Source organism: Leifsonia sp. HAY1-4F, assembly GCF_056755275.1.
Genome location: NZ_JBNDHX010000104.1, coordinates 1 through 13,109, shown reverse-complemented (window position 1 = coordinate 13,109; position 13,109 = coordinate 1). Strand labels below are relative to the sequence as shown.

Here is a 13,109-nt window from a genome sequence, read left to right as displayed (position 1 = left end):
GATCTGGAGGATCATCCGGTCGTGCAGGTCAGCTGGAACGATGCACAGGCCTATTGCGCCTGGGCCGGTCGCCGACTGCCCACCGAAGCCGAATGGGAGCGCGCCTCCCGCGGAGGCCTGGACGGCGCACGATTCCCCTGGGGCGATGAGCTCTTCGTCGACGGCGCCTGGAACTGCAACATCTGGCAGGGCGACTTCCCCACCCTCAACACGCTGGAGGACGGCTTCCTCACCACCGCCCCTGCCCTGCACTACGAGCCGAATGGCTACGGGCTCTACCAGACCGTCGGAAACGTCTGGGAGTGGTGCCAGGACTGGTACGACCCGGCCTACTACGGTCGCTCTCCCGAGGAGTCGCCCGCCGGCCCCGCGACGGGGACGCAGCGCGTGCTTCGCGGAGGTTCCTTCCTCTGCCACGACTCGTACTGCAACCGCTACCGCAACTCGGCCCGGTCGCAGAACACCCCCGACTCCGCGATGTCCAACGCCGGGTTCAGGACAGTGGCGATCGCACCATGAGGGCCACCACTTGCTCCCGCGTAACGCCTCCACTCTCACCGAAAGGAACGTGATCATGCCCGAGACCCGCGACGAACCGGATATCGAACCGGCCATCGAGGAGGCCCGCGACTGCTGCGCTCCCGGCCGCGCCGCATTCCTCCAGCCGGCCGCCGATCGCGGGCAGATGGTCTCGCGGAGGCCGCCGAGCAACTCGTAGGCTAGATCGCCCGACACGACCTGCACACCCGGGTTGATCATCGATACGACGGTTCTTCTACGAGGAGGCCTTAGAGCGGATCCGGCAGGTTCCCCGTGCCCAGCGGAGCGTCTGGGAGCCGCGGCCTCCCTCGCGTGATCGCAAAGCGCATCCGTGAAATAGGTGCGTCAGCCTAATGGTGCAGGGCGCACTGTGGCCCGGATGGGTTCAACTCACGAACGAGCATCAGGTCTCCGCCGGCGACTTTGCGGCGATGCTCAATCAAACAGGGATCGTGCCGGCTGACCGGACCGAGCAGTTCGCTCGGGCGCTCTACTACGGGTTCAACGGCGACTTCTCGACGGCCATGCAGCTTCTCGCACCCCAGATGGAGGCTCTGGTCAGGTACCACTTCGCTAACGCAGGTGAACCGACGAGCACGATCGACTCAGCGGATCAGACCGAGGTCACACGACGATGGGCACGTCGCCTGAGCCGTCGCTCGCTCCGAGCCTGCTTTGGAGTTCATCGTCAATCGGTGGGCCAGTGTCATTAGCCGATCCCTAAACCTTCGCGTGGTGCGCTATCTGATTACCTTTAGCTATGGGCAGGAAAAACTTTCTCATTGAGGGAGGTTCCGCAACCGGGAAGACCTCGGTGGGCGAGGAATTGGCACGGCGCGGTTACCCCGTCGTTCACGGCGACCGCGAACTCGCATATCAAGGCGATCCCGAGACCGGGGAAGCGATCCACGGCATCACTGGTCCCGCCGTCCACGACCACCATCTTTGGCGGATCGAGAAGGTGAAGGCGCTGGTCGCAGATCAGAGCGATGCGGTGACTTTCTTCTGCGGGGGATCCCGAAACTTCAGCAAATTCATCGACTTGTTCACCGGCGTCTTCGTGCTCGAGGTCGATGACGATACCTTGATTCGCCGGCTGGATGACAGGCCCGACGACGAGTGGGGAGGACAAGGTCGGCAGGCGGAACGGGAACTCATACTTCGACTGCACCGCACCAAAGCGGACATTCCTACAGGTGGCCTCGCCCTCGACGCCACCGCCCCGCTCGAGCGTGTCGTCGACGAGATCCTGATGTTGAGTGGATCACTAGAAGACTCCGCCCGTTAGAAGATCCGCCACCGGGCCGTGGTACGTGGGCGGAAACAGCACGCCGTCCCACCCGCGTCGCTTTATCGAAGCTGGATAAGTCCCGCTTGGGTCGGGGTGAAACCGCATGCGCTGAAATAGAAGTCCCGCAGGTGATCTTCGAAGTCGACGTGTAACCACTCACATCCGGCCTCCGCCGCGTGCTTACGCGCGACGGCTATAAGGCGAGCACCGATGCCACGCCGCCGTGCACGGAGCGCCACGGCGGTGTCTTCGACGAAGGCATGAACAAGGCCATCCCAAATGATGTTGACGAAGCCGACGAGGCTCTGGTCGTCGCGTGCAGTGACCCAGCCGAGACTGAGCCGGCCAAGCTGGTCGTTCCAATCGTGCTCGACGAGGTGATGCTCAAACGCCTCAGCGTGCAGGGCGTTCACTTCCTCGTTGGAGAATGATCCTCGCCACTCGTAACGGACGGGATCAGTGGCAGAACTAAACACGATACGGCTCCTTGGCAGAGACCACCGAGTGTGGCCCTAGAACGTGATGAGGGAACGGCGAGAGGTAGTCATCAGCTGCTCCCTTCGCTCTGCGCATCGAGCCGTGCTGGCGCGATGCTAGCACCGAGAGCGCGGTGGGAGCCACTAGCGGGCCACTACTCGTCGCTCTACGAAGGCCGACCCGCCGCGTCGACCCTTCCTAACGCCGAGATGCGACTCGATGAGGCCTTTGAGGTGCCCGCGGACGAAGAAAGGTGGGCCGCTGATCGGCACCCCGCTGACGTGTGACGCGGCAACGCCGGATGGAAGGCAACCGAGACGGACCCGGCGTGTCGATCCTTACGCCGCGAGGTGATGATTGATCGCGTCCGCCGAGTACAGTGCGTCGGTGACGATGCGGGCCATGCCGATCGGGCCGGCCTGCTCCCGCAGTTCGCCGAGGCGAATGTCCAGGTTGCGGGTGGCACGCGGTAGCGATCGCGGGTAGAGCGTCTCGCGGAGACCGCCGAGCAGCTCGTTGGAGGCTAGGTCACCCGACACGACCAGCACACCTGGGTTGATCATCGATACGACGGTAGCCATCACCTCGCCGATCCGGCGGCCCGCCTCGTGAGTGAGCGACAGAGCATCCACGTTGCCGGCCTGCAGCAGCCGCCCCACGTCACGACCCGAACCGGCGGGGATGCCGAGCTCGTCGAGCTTCACCGCGACGGCACGCCCGCTGGCGACGGCGGCAAGGCATCCCCGAGATCCGCACTGACAGATCGCCGTCTCGCCGGCGAGACGGATGTGACCGATGTCACCGGCGCCACCGTCGATGCCGTGGTAGACCGATCCATTGATCACGAGACCGGCACCGATACCTGTCGAGACCTTGATCAGGCAGACGGCGTTGCTGCCGGCGAAGTTCGTCGACTGCTCACCGAACGCCATGGCATCGGCGTCGTTCTCGACGAACGTCGGAACCGGGATGACCTCGGCGAGATGCTCAGCGATCGGATAGGCGTCCCAGCCGGGCATGATCGGCGGCTGCGAAGGTCGCCGGGTGCTCGGATCGATCGGGCCGGGGACCGAGATGCCCGTGCCGACCAATGGGCGACCGTCCGAAGCCTCGTCGACCAGGCGCCGCATCGACGCCGCGAGCGCGTCCAGCACCCGCTCGGGGCCTTCGCTGATGGCGACGTCGACAGCGTCCGACACGATGATCCGCCCGCTCAGGTCGGTCAGCGCTGTTCGGGAATGCGCGGTGTCGACGGTCGCGACGGCGAGCACGGACCGATCGACATGGAACGAGAGACGGTCCGGCCGCCTCCCGCCGGTCGCGCCACCCGCCCCGGCGTCCTCGATCACGAGGCCGGCGTCCATCAGGGCGTCCACCCGTTGGGCCACTGTCATGCGCGACAGCCCGGTGATCTGCTGGATGTCGCGGCGTGTGTTCGCTTCCGCGCGCCGGATGAGCTGGAGCACGTCTCCGGGACCAGAACTCATCGGCCGCCTTTCCTCGGGGGGCACCCAGCGTCGTGGCTCCATGTTATGAGTCTCGGGGACGTCGGAGCTCATCCCTTGTCTGCTCCGCTGGTGAGTCCTTCTGTGAGGGACCGCTCGGTGAGGCCGTAGAGCACGATGATCGGTATGGTGAGGAGAACCGAGCCGGCCATCAGCACCGTCTTGGAGACTTCGATCCCGTTGGAGAGTTGCGAGAGCCCGAGCGACACCGTCCACAGGTTGCGGTCGGCGGCGAGGAAGAGCAGCGCGAACAGGAACTCGTTCCACGCGATCATGAAGACGTACAGTCCCGTCGAGATGATCGAGGGCATCGCCAGCGGCACTGTGATCTTCCAGAGGATTCGGAGACGGCCCGCTCCGTCGACCATCGCCGCCTCCTCGACGCTTTCCGGGATGGACTTGAGGTACGAGCGCAGCATGTGGATGGATACCGGGATGGTCTGCGCGATGTAGACGATCGTCAGGCCGAAGAGCGATTCCCTGATCCCGAGCGCCGAGAATCCGACGAAGAGCGGGATGGCGATGATGATGACCGGGAACAGGTAGACCGCGAGGAAGAGCGCACTCACCTGCCTGCGACCGAAGAACTTCAGGCGTGAAACGGCGTACGAGCCGGGGATGGCGATCAGCAGCGTGATGGCTGCGGTCGCGACGGCGACGATCCCGGAGTTCAGCATGAACCCGGCGAAGCCCTGTCCGCCGTCCTCCTGCGGCTTCAGCACCTCGGCATACGTCTTCAGAGTGAAGTTCTGTATCGGGATCCAGAGCCGCTCCGGGTGGAGCAATACCTGCTCGATCGGGACCAGACTCAACTCGACCATGTAATAGAACGGGAAGACGGTGGCGATCACCAGCACGGCGATCAGAATCCACCGCAGTGCTCCGAAGGTGCGCTTCTGCACGACGATGCGGCTCATTCGTCGTCTCCCTTGTTCGCGAAGAATTTGACGTAGATGAAGAGGAAGACGCTGAGGATCGCGGACAGCACGAATGCGTTCGCGGCGGCGCCCCCGATGTCGAAGCTGCCGACCAACGTGTCGTAGACGCGCACGGCGGCGACCTCTGTTCCGGCGCCTCCACCGGTGAGCAGGTAGACGTCGTCGAACTTGTTGAAGGTCATGATGAGCCGGAGCACCGAGAGCAGGGAGATCACCGGCAGCAACTGCGGGAACACGATCTGCCGGAAGTTCTGCCAGGGTGTGACGCCGTCGACAAGTGCCGCCTCCTCGACATCCCGTGGCAGTGCCACCAGGCGCGCCGTGATGAAGAGGAAGGCGAACGGGAAATACCGCCATATCTCGAAGACGATGACCGTGATCAGGGCGTACGGAGCCTTGCCGAGGAAGTCGATCGGGTGCTCCCACCCGAACCACGCTTTACCCAGCGTGTTGACGATGCCGAATTGCGCGTTGAGCATGATCTGCCACACGAACGTGACCGCTACGACCGGCGCCACATAGGGCAGCAGCATCAGTGAGCGCGCGAGCCCGCGGCCGCGGAACGGCTGCCGGAAGGCGAGTGCGGCGACGAGGCCGACCGCGATCGATCCCGCCGTCGAGAAGACGGAGTAGACGATCGTCGTCCAGAGCGAGCTCCAGAAGCCCGGGTCCGTGAGGACGCCGACGAAGTTGTCGAGCGTGAACGGGTTCGCCAGCCCGTTCTCGGCGATGCTGGTGAAGTCGGTCTGCTGGAACGCGAGCACGAAGTTCCAGATGACCGGGATGATGACGATCGCGATGATGATGATGGTCGTCGGGAGCACCATCGCGATTCCGGCCCGGTTGTCCCGTCCGGCGATCGGGGACCGCCGCCGCAGGCGGCCCCCGGTGGGGGTCGCCTGCGTAGACGGCGGACGTGATGCGAGCTGGGTCATGGGGTCACTTCTTCAGCTTCGCCTGCAGTTGCTCCACGGCGGACTGCGCAGACTGGGCGGCGTCCGTAGCGGAGGTGCCCGATCCCAAGCCGGCGACGGCTTTGGAGATCGGCAGCTGCGTGTTCACCGGCCCCAGCAGTGCGCCCTGGCCCTGCGGGATGGCCCAGCGGTCGATCTGCGACGGCACCTTCAGCAGCGCGGCGATCGTGGCGGCGTCATAGATCTCGGAGAGCTTCTTCTTCGTGTCGACGCCGGCCTCGAGGTTCTTCCAGCCGTCACTGAACTCGGTCGGGCTGGCGGATGTCCCGGTCCGGAGCGGGAACTTGCCTTCCGGCGCCATCCCGAGCCAGTCGAGGTAGCCGTCGGAGAGCATGTACTCGACGAACTTCTCGGACGCTGACGCGTTGGCCTTCTTGGTCACCAGCCACGAGGTCGCTTCGCCGTAGGTCGCGCCCTTCTTGCCGTCCGGTCCCTGGATCGCCGTGACGATACCGCTGTTCTTCGCCAGCCACGTGGGGTCCGACGTGCACTGCGGGCAGGTCGGGAGGGCATCGTTGCGGAGTCCGCCCAGCTCGTCGAGGATGTAGGTCGACCAGTCGACCATGGCCGCCTGGCCCGCGAAGTAGGTCGCGCGGGTCGTGTCGACGGTCTGCGTGCCCTGCGGCGAGTAGTGCTGGGCGAGCGAGCCGTAGAGGCCCCAGGTGGTCTTGCAGGCGGAGGACGTCAGCCTGACATTGCCGTTGGAGTCGACCAACTGGCAGTCGTTGCCGAGGGCGAGCGACTCGAAAGTCTGTGAAGTGAAGACATCGGCCGGGTCGGTTGCCAGGGTGATCCCGTAATCGCTGCCGGAGGTGAGGGTCTTCGCGGCCTTCTCGAGGTCGGCGTAGGTGGTCGGCGGCTTCAGGCCGGCCTTCGCGAAGAGGTCCTTGCGGTAGACGAGGATCTGCGCGTACGCCGAGTCCGGCACGGCGAGCTGTCGTTCGTGGTCCTGGTCGAGCTTCAGGGCGGAGCCGACGAAAGTGTCGGTGCCGAGGTTCTTGACGACGTTCGCCGCCGAGGCCGTATTGAGCAGCTTCTGCGTGTCGAGCTGACGGACGATCGAGAGCGGGATCGCGCCCATCACGTCGGGGAGTTTGCCGGAGATGGCGGCGGAGGCGACGAGCTGAGGAACCTGGTTCTCGTCGACCGGGACGAGCTTGACCTGGATTCCGGTCTTCTTCGTGAAGCCCTCGATGATCTTCTTGGTGGTGTTCACGCGGTCGGGCTGGTTCTCCTCCGACCACACGGTGATGGTCTTGCCCTTGTCACTCGTGCTGCTGCTCGTCGAGCAGCCCGCCAGCATCGTCGCGCCGGCAGCGAGCAACGTCGCTCCTGCAACGATCTTCCTCATTCGCGACGTCTTCATCGCGACTCCTTTCGTCGGGGGGTGGGGGTGTCTGCGAGATTAGCCCAACTTATGCTCAATGTCTATACACATTCCGCACAGCCATAGTGCTAATGTGTCGAGCACCACCGAACCCGCATCATCAAGGACGACGAATGAACAGCCTTCTCCGTTTCTCCGGGCCCCGCACCGTCGAGATCGTCGACGCCCCGCACCTCGAGCTCCAGCCGGGCCAGGCCCGCATCCGCACGATCTACTCCGGCATCTCGGCCGGGACCGAGTTGACCGCCTACCGCGGAACGAACCCCTACCTCACCAGCGAGTGGGACCCGGAGCTGCGACTCTTCCGGGGCGCATCGGCTGACCGCGGCCTCGCCTATCCCCTCGACGGCTGGGGCTATTCCGAGGTCGGCGAAGTCGTCGAGATCGCACCGGCCGCAGGCGGCGTGCCCGACGACGCCCCTCACGTAGGCGACCGCGTCTGGGGGATCTGGGGGCACCGCGCCGAGGGGATCCTGGCCCTCGAAGCACTGCGTGGCCACGTCCTCCCGCCGCACCTCGACCCGCTGGCCGCCGCATTCGTGCGCGTCGGAGCCATCGGACTCAACGGCGTGCTCGCCGCCGACCTCGGCGTCGGGTCGACCGTCGCCGTCTTCGGGCAGGGTGTGATCGGACTGCTCGCGACCCGGCTCGCCACCTTGAACGGAGCGACGGTGATCGCCGTGGACGGTATCCCGGCGCGGCGTGAGGCGGCGACTCGATGGGGAGCCGCGCATGCGCTCGCGCCCGACGAGGACCTCGCCTTCGCGATCCGCGAGCTGACGAACGGTGCCGGCGCCGACGCAGCCATCGAGCTCAGCGGGAACTACCATGCGCTTCAGTCCGCGATCCGGGCCGTCGGTGCCGACGGTACCGTCGTCGCATCGGGCTTTTACCAGGGCGATGGCGCGGCGCTCCGTCTCGGCGAAGAGTTCCACCACAACCGCGTGCAATTGCTCGCGTCGCAGATCGGGTCAGTGCCCAACCGGATGCGCGCGCGCTGGGACGTTCCACGTCTTCAGCGCACGATCGTCGATGCACTCGCCGACGGCCGCGTGAATGCCGCCGAGCTCGTGACCCACCGTTTCGCCATCGGCGACGCGGCGGCCGCTTACCAGCTGCTCGACACCGATCCGTCGGCCGCCCTCCAGGTGGTGCTGGAGTTCTGATGAACGCGATCACAGTGCAGGAACAGCACCTTCCCGGAGATACTCTCGAGCAGAAGTTCGAGATCGCCCTGGCCTGGGGGTTCGACGGCATCGAACTGCGCAGCCGAGGCGACCATCACTTCGCTTCCCGCCTCCCCGAGCTTCGCCGGGCCGCGGCGTCCGGGGTCGTCATGCCGACGACGTGCGTCGAGATGTCGCACTTCATCGGAGCCTTCGACTCCGATCTGCGCGAGGACGCGATCGTCCAACTCCGCTCGCAGCTGACCGTGATGGCCGAGATCGGCGGAGTCGGCGTCATGACTCCCGGCTCCTACGGCATGTTCTCCCGCCGGCTGCCCCCCTTCGAGCCGCCTCGATCGCCGGAGGAGGACAGAAGCATTCTGCTGGACGCCCTCGGACGCCTGGGCGAGCACGCCGAGAAGGAGGGTGTCGAGCTGTTCCTCGAGCCGCTCAACCGGTACGAGGACTATCTCGTGAACACTCTCGCCCAGGCCGCCGACCTCATCCAGGGAGTGGGCTCCCCCGCCGTGCGCATCGTGGCCGACACCTACCATATGAACATCGAGGAGGCCGACCCGGCCGCCGCGCTGATGGCGGTCGCACCGTACATCGGTCACCTCCAGGCGAGCGACTCGAACCGCCTCGAACCGGGAGCGGGCCACATCGACTGGGCCCTGTTCGGCGCCACCGTGAGCGCCATCGGTTACGACCGTTCGATCGCCATCGAGAGCCGGCTCTCCGGGGACGCCGCCGACGTACTCCCCCTGGTCGCGCCGATGCTCCGGCGGTACCTGTGAGCACCCTCCGCGCCGAGGCCGCGCGCGTCCTCCTTTCCAACTGGCGCACCAGCTACACGGTGCCGGCGGGCGGCCTCTATCCGCACCAGTGGAGCTGGGACTCGGCGTTCATCGCCATCGGGCTGCGGCATCTGTCGCCACGGCGAGCCCAGCAGGAGCTCGACACGATCCTGAGCACCCAGTGGAGTGACGGGCGGCTCCCGCAGATCGTGTTCCACAGCGGGAAGGATGACGGCTATTCGCCCGGCGCCACGTTCTGGCGCAGCGAGGACATCCCCGGGACACCTCCGGTGAGAACCGCCGGTCTCATCCAGCCGCCGAACCACGCGCTTGCTGCGCTGCTGGTCCACCAGGCGGATCCTGCGGAGTCGGATCGGCGCCGGTTCCTGCAGCGTGCGTATCCCCGGCTGGCGCGGTGGCACGAGTACCTGCGCAACCGGCGCGGTGGCGCGTCCGGGCTGGCGAGGATCGTGCACCCCTGGGAGAGCGGAATGGACAATTCGCCGTACTGGGACGCGACCCTCGGCCGAATGACCGAGACCTTCGCCGGCGAGATCCCCCGTCCCGACCTGAAGCATGCCGACGCAGCGCACCGGCCGTCGAACGGCGAGTACGGCAAGTACCTGTACCTTGCCGCTCGCTACCGGGACCACGAGTGCGACGACAGTGACCCTGGTTTCCCCTTCCAGGTGGTCGACCCCGCGTTCAACGCCCTCTGGGCGCGCTCCGAGCTCGCGCTCGCCGCCATTGCGGAGCTGATCGGGGCCGACCCTGCACCGCATCGGGCGGAGTCCGCGCGGATCACGGAGGCGCTCGAAGCCCTCTGGTCCGAGGAGATGGGCAGCTACGTCGCGCGCGACGAGCTGAACGGAGAACTCCAGCAGTACCGGACGATCTCCGGCCTGGTGCCACTGCTGCTTCCCGATTCGCCGCACACGAATGAGCTCCTCGACCTGCTCCGCGGTCCGCACTTCGCCCTGGGCGACGTCGCCATGGTGCCCAGCCACGATCTGACCGCGCCGACGTTCGACCCGGGACGGTACTGGCGAGGGCCGTCCTGGTTCAACACGGCGTGGCTGATCGCTGAGGCGCTGTTCGAACGCGGGTTCACGGCGGACGCCGAACTGCTCTCCCGCTCGATGGACAAGGGTGCGCTCGAGAACGATTTCCCGGAGTACCTCGACCCGTACACCTACTCGCCCCGCGGGACCACACGGTTCAGCTGGACCGCCGCGCTGGCACTCGACCTCGCGACCAAGCTGGAGACGCACCGATGACCACCATCCGGGCGACGGTCTGGAACGAGAACGTCCACGAGCGCATCGAGCCGCAGATCATGCCGTTCTACCCCGACGGCATCCACGGCGCAGTGGCGGGGGCGCTCACCGACCAGCTCGGCGATGCCGTCGACGTGACGACCGCCACGCTCGACCAGCCCGACGCCGGACTGCCCGAGGAACTCCTCGACCGCACGGACGTCCTGTTCTGGTGGGGGCACCTTGCGCACGACGACGTCCCCGACGAGGTCGTCGACCGCGTGCAACGTCATGTGCTCGGCGGGATGGGTCTGGTCGTGCTGCACTCCGGCCACTTCTCGCGGATCTTCACGCGCCTCCTCGGCACGACGTGCTCCCTGTCGTGGCGCGACGACGGCGACCGGGAGGTGATCTGGTCGACGGCGCCCGGTCACGCACTCACCGACGGCGTCACCGCTCCCCTGGTCCTCGAGCACCACGAGACCTATGGCGAGTTCTTCGATGTTCCGGAGCCGGAGGAGACGATCTTCATCAGCTCGCACTCCGGCGGCGAGGTCTTCCGTTCCGGGCTCACCTACCGACGCGGCCGCGGACGGATCTTCTACTTCAGCCCGGGAGACCAGAAGTATCCCGTCTACCTCCACGACGGCGTCCGCCGGGTCCTCGCCAATGCGGCACGCTGGGCCTCGAGCAGTGGCGCTCACACCGTGCCCGCGGTGTCGCACCCGCGGAGAGGCGCGTTCCTGGAACGGCCTCCGGGCTGATGCCGCACGCGCTTCGGGTGGTCGTCGCTCCCGACTCCTTCAAAGGGGCAGCGACGGCGGACGCGGTCGCCGGCGAGATCGCGGCGGGCTGGCTCTCGGTGCGCCCGGACGACGAGGTCGTTCTCGCACCCATGGCCGACGGCGGAGAAGGCACCATCGACGCCTTCGCGAGAACGCCGGGCGCCGAGCAGTTCATGACGACCGTCCGCGGGCCGGACGGCGCCGATGTCGACGCCCGCTGGATCGTCGTGCCGGAGGGGACCGCGGTGGTCGAGCTCGCGGAGACGAGCGGCTTGGGACTTCTCACCTCCCCGCGACCGTTCGACGCCCACACCATCGGCCTCGGGGAGCTGATCATCGCTGCCCTCGACGCCGGTGCATCACGCCTGCTGGTCGCGCTGGGCGGCAGTGCGTCCACGGACGGCGGGGCCGGCGCGCTCACCGCATTGGGTGCGCGGCTGCTGGACAGCCGTGGGAACGCGATCGCCGACGGAAATCGCGGTCTGGCCGACCTCGCTGAAATCGACCTGTCGACGCTCCGAGCCGCTCCTCCCGGAGGAGTGGTGCTCCTCGCCGACGTCCGCAGTCCCGCTGCTCGGAGATCGAGGCGCCGCGCGGATGTTCGGCGCACAGAAGGGGGCAACCGCCGACGAGATCGCCGTCCTGGAGGGCAATGTCAGCCATCTCCGCGACGTCGCGGCGCGCGGGCGCCCGGACGCGATCCGACTCGCCTCGGCGCCGGGAGCCGGAGCTGCCGGGGGCACGGGCTTCGGCCTCATGCTGTGGGAAGCCGAATACGCCTCCGGGGCCGCCATGACCGCCGAGGCGATCGGGCTCGCGGATCGCGTGGGTCACGCGGACCTCGTCATCACGGGCGAAGGACGATTCGACGACCAGACCGCCGAAGGCAAGGTCGTCGCCGAAGTTGCGCGGATAGCGCGATCGACCGGGACGGCTGTCGCGCTCATCGCAGGTTCGATCGACGGTCGCCCCGAAGGATTCGTCGACGTGATCGAACTGGCGACGCTCGCCGGCTCGCCGTCCGAATCCATTGCCGCGACCCCCCACTGGGCACGCGCGGCCGGTGGCCTGCTAGCAGCGCGAGTGACGGTCTAACAGCGCTAACCTCACCGACCAGGTATGTGCCGAGGAAATTGCTGGCAACCTCTCTCGAGCCGCGTTACCGTCTGCTCGACTACTGGAGGGTCACCTGAAACTCGCGCGCGATCCGAGGTCATCCACGCGCTGACAGGGCGGCATGCCCGTGCGGCGCTTCGTCGTCGACGTGCACAGAGGCGACCCCGAGCAACGCCTTCGCCGTGGTGACGGCGAGCCCCGGCGTGGGCCGACCTTGTACGACAGCACGGGCAGCGATGCCATCGTGGACCATCGTGAGCTGTTGCGCCAGCAGGAGTGGTTCTTCGGCCCCGGCGTCCGCGGCCGCGACTCTGAAATACTCCGTCAGCGTGTTGTGGAACTCTCGCGCCACGATCCGTGCCGGGTGCTCCGGGAGTTTGATCTCGGTGGCGACCGACACGTAGGGGCAGCCCTGGAAGGCCGGGCCGGCGACGACCGCTTCCAGCCGGCCGAACAGCGCGAGGATGCGGTCAGCCCCGGCCATCGCGCTCGCGTCCGGGGGAATCAACGCGGCCAGATAGCCGGGGACGCTGCGCCGCAACGCAGCCGCGAGCAGCTCTTCCTTGCTTCCGAACAGCTGGTACATCGACTTCTTGGACACGCCCGCCGCCTGACACAGCGCATCCACGCCCACACTGACGCCGTGCGTGTAGAAGAGCCGCGCCGCCGCGTCCAGCAGCCGCTCGCGCGTTGGTGGCACAGCGATCGTCGCGGCAGATGACGAAGTGTCCATGACGGCCAATAATACCCGCCGGCTTGCTTTGTGGAAACCGATTGGTTTACGGTTGCGGAAACAGATCAGTTTCCACTTATGGAGGAGCCCATGTCTATCGTGACCAACCCCGACACGCAGTCGAATACCGTCCTGCCCACATCC

At 66.6% G+C, this 13,109-nt stretch carries 14 protein-coding genes and 1 pseudogene; 9 read left to right on the top strand and 6 right to left on the bottom strand.

Annotated features, from left to right (window positions below):
* The 3 genes from ACPYOG_RS16170 to ACPYOG_RS16160 all read left to right on the top strand — a co-directional run.
* Nucleotides 1–519, top strand: a 519-nt coding sequence (locus tag ACPYOG_RS16170; RefSeq protein ID WP_481295194.1) for a formylglycine-generating enzyme family protein, incomplete at its 5' end; no start/stop codon positions are given.
* Nucleotides 520–574: 55 nt separating this feature from the next.
* Entirely contained in the window at nt 575–718 is a 144-nt protein-coding gene (locus ACPYOG_RS16165; RefSeq protein ID WP_481295193.1) for a hypothetical protein, read from the top strand.
* A gap of 582 nt (nt 719–1,300) precedes the next feature.
* Complete coding sequence (locus ACPYOG_RS16160; protein WP_481295192.1) at nt 1,301–1,828, top strand: AAA family ATPase; 528 nt, start codon at nt 1,301–1,303, stop codon at nt 1,826–1,828.
* A gap of 62 nt (nt 1,829–1,890) precedes the next feature.
* Here the strand turns inward: ACPYOG_RS16160 and ACPYOG_RS16155 are convergent, their stop codons facing one another.
* From ACPYOG_RS16155 to ACPYOG_RS16135, 5 genes are all read right to left on the bottom strand, one after another.
* Complete coding sequence (locus ACPYOG_RS16155; RefSeq protein ID WP_481295191.1) at nt 1,891–2,307, bottom strand: GNAT family N-acetyltransferase; 417 nt, start codon at nt 2,305–2,307, stop codon at nt 1,891–1,893.
* Between the two features lie 339 nt (nt 2,308–2,646).
* A complete protein-coding gene (locus tag ACPYOG_RS16150; protein WP_481295190.1) occupies nt 2,647–3,795 on the bottom strand; it encodes an ROK family transcriptional regulator in 1,149 nt (382 codons plus the stop codon).
* Between the two features lie 68 nt (nt 3,796–3,863).
* A complete protein-coding gene (locus ACPYOG_RS16145; RefSeq protein ID WP_481295189.1) occupies nt 3,864–4,730 on the bottom strand; it encodes a carbohydrate ABC transporter permease in 867 nt (288 codons plus the stop codon).
* Complete coding sequence (locus tag ACPYOG_RS16140) at nt 4,727–5,686, bottom strand: carbohydrate ABC transporter permease (protein WP_481295188.1); 960 nt, start codon at nt 5,684–5,686, stop codon at nt 4,727–4,729. Before ACPYOG_RS16140 ends, ACPYOG_RS16145 begins: the two co-directional genes overlap by 4 nt.
* Before the next feature lie 4 nt (nt 5,687–5,690).
* Nucleotides 5,691–7,091: an ABC transporter substrate-binding protein gene (locus tag ACPYOG_RS16135; protein ID WP_481295187.1), complete on the bottom strand. Its 1,401-nt coding sequence runs from the start codon at nt 7,089–7,091 to the stop codon at nt 5,691–5,693.
* 134 nt (nt 7,092–7,225) lie between these two features.
* On the opposite strand from ACPYOG_RS16135, the gene ACPYOG_RS16130 reads away from it, so the two are divergent.
* The 6 genes and pseudogenes from ACPYOG_RS16130 to ACPYOG_RS16105 all read left to right on the top strand — a co-directional run bounded on the left by ACPYOG_RS16130 (nt 7,226) and on the right by ACPYOG_RS16105 (nt 12,211).
* On the top strand, nt 7,226–8,278 hold the full coding sequence (locus ACPYOG_RS16130) for a zinc-dependent alcohol dehydrogenase (RefSeq protein ID WP_481295186.1): 1,053 nt from the start codon (nt 7,226–7,228) through the stop codon (nt 8,276–8,278).
* Complete coding sequence (locus tag ACPYOG_RS16125; RefSeq protein WP_481295185.1) at nt 8,278–9,075, top strand: sugar phosphate isomerase/epimerase family protein; 798 nt, start codon at nt 8,278–8,280, stop codon at nt 9,073–9,075. Before ACPYOG_RS16130 ends, ACPYOG_RS16125 begins: the two co-directional genes overlap by 1 nt.
* A complete protein-coding gene (locus ACPYOG_RS16120) occupies nt 9,072–10,352 on the top strand; it encodes an MGH1-like glycoside hydrolase domain-containing protein (protein ID WP_481295184.1) in 1,281 nt (426 codons plus the stop codon). The genes ACPYOG_RS16125 and ACPYOG_RS16120 overlap by 4 nt, the downstream gene beginning before the upstream one ends.
* The gene (locus ACPYOG_RS16115) at nt 10,349–11,095 is read left to right on the top strand and encodes a ThuA domain-containing protein (RefSeq protein ID WP_481295183.1); all 747 of its coding nucleotides are present in this window, start codon (nt 10,349–10,351) and stop codon (nt 11,093–11,095) included. Before ACPYOG_RS16120 ends, ACPYOG_RS16115 begins: the two co-directional genes overlap by 4 nt.
* Nucleotides 11,095–11,625, top strand: a pseudogene (locus tag ACPYOG_RS16110) (glycerate kinase); the annotation flags it as partial. The gene ACPYOG_RS16115 and the pseudogene ACPYOG_RS16110, both read left to right, overlap by 1 nt.
* Nucleotides 11,626–11,713: 88 nt before the next feature.
* A complete protein-coding gene (locus ACPYOG_RS16105) occupies nt 11,714–12,211 on the top strand; it encodes a glycerate kinase (protein WP_481295182.1) in 498 nt (165 codons plus the stop codon).
* Between the two features lie 118 nt (nt 12,212–12,329).
* On the opposite strand, the gene ACPYOG_RS16100 is transcribed toward ACPYOG_RS16105, so the two are convergent.
* Nucleotides 12,330–13,109: TetR/AcrR family transcriptional regulator (locus tag ACPYOG_RS16100; RefSeq protein WP_481295181.1), on the bottom strand; the 780-nt coding region annotated here is incomplete at its 5' end.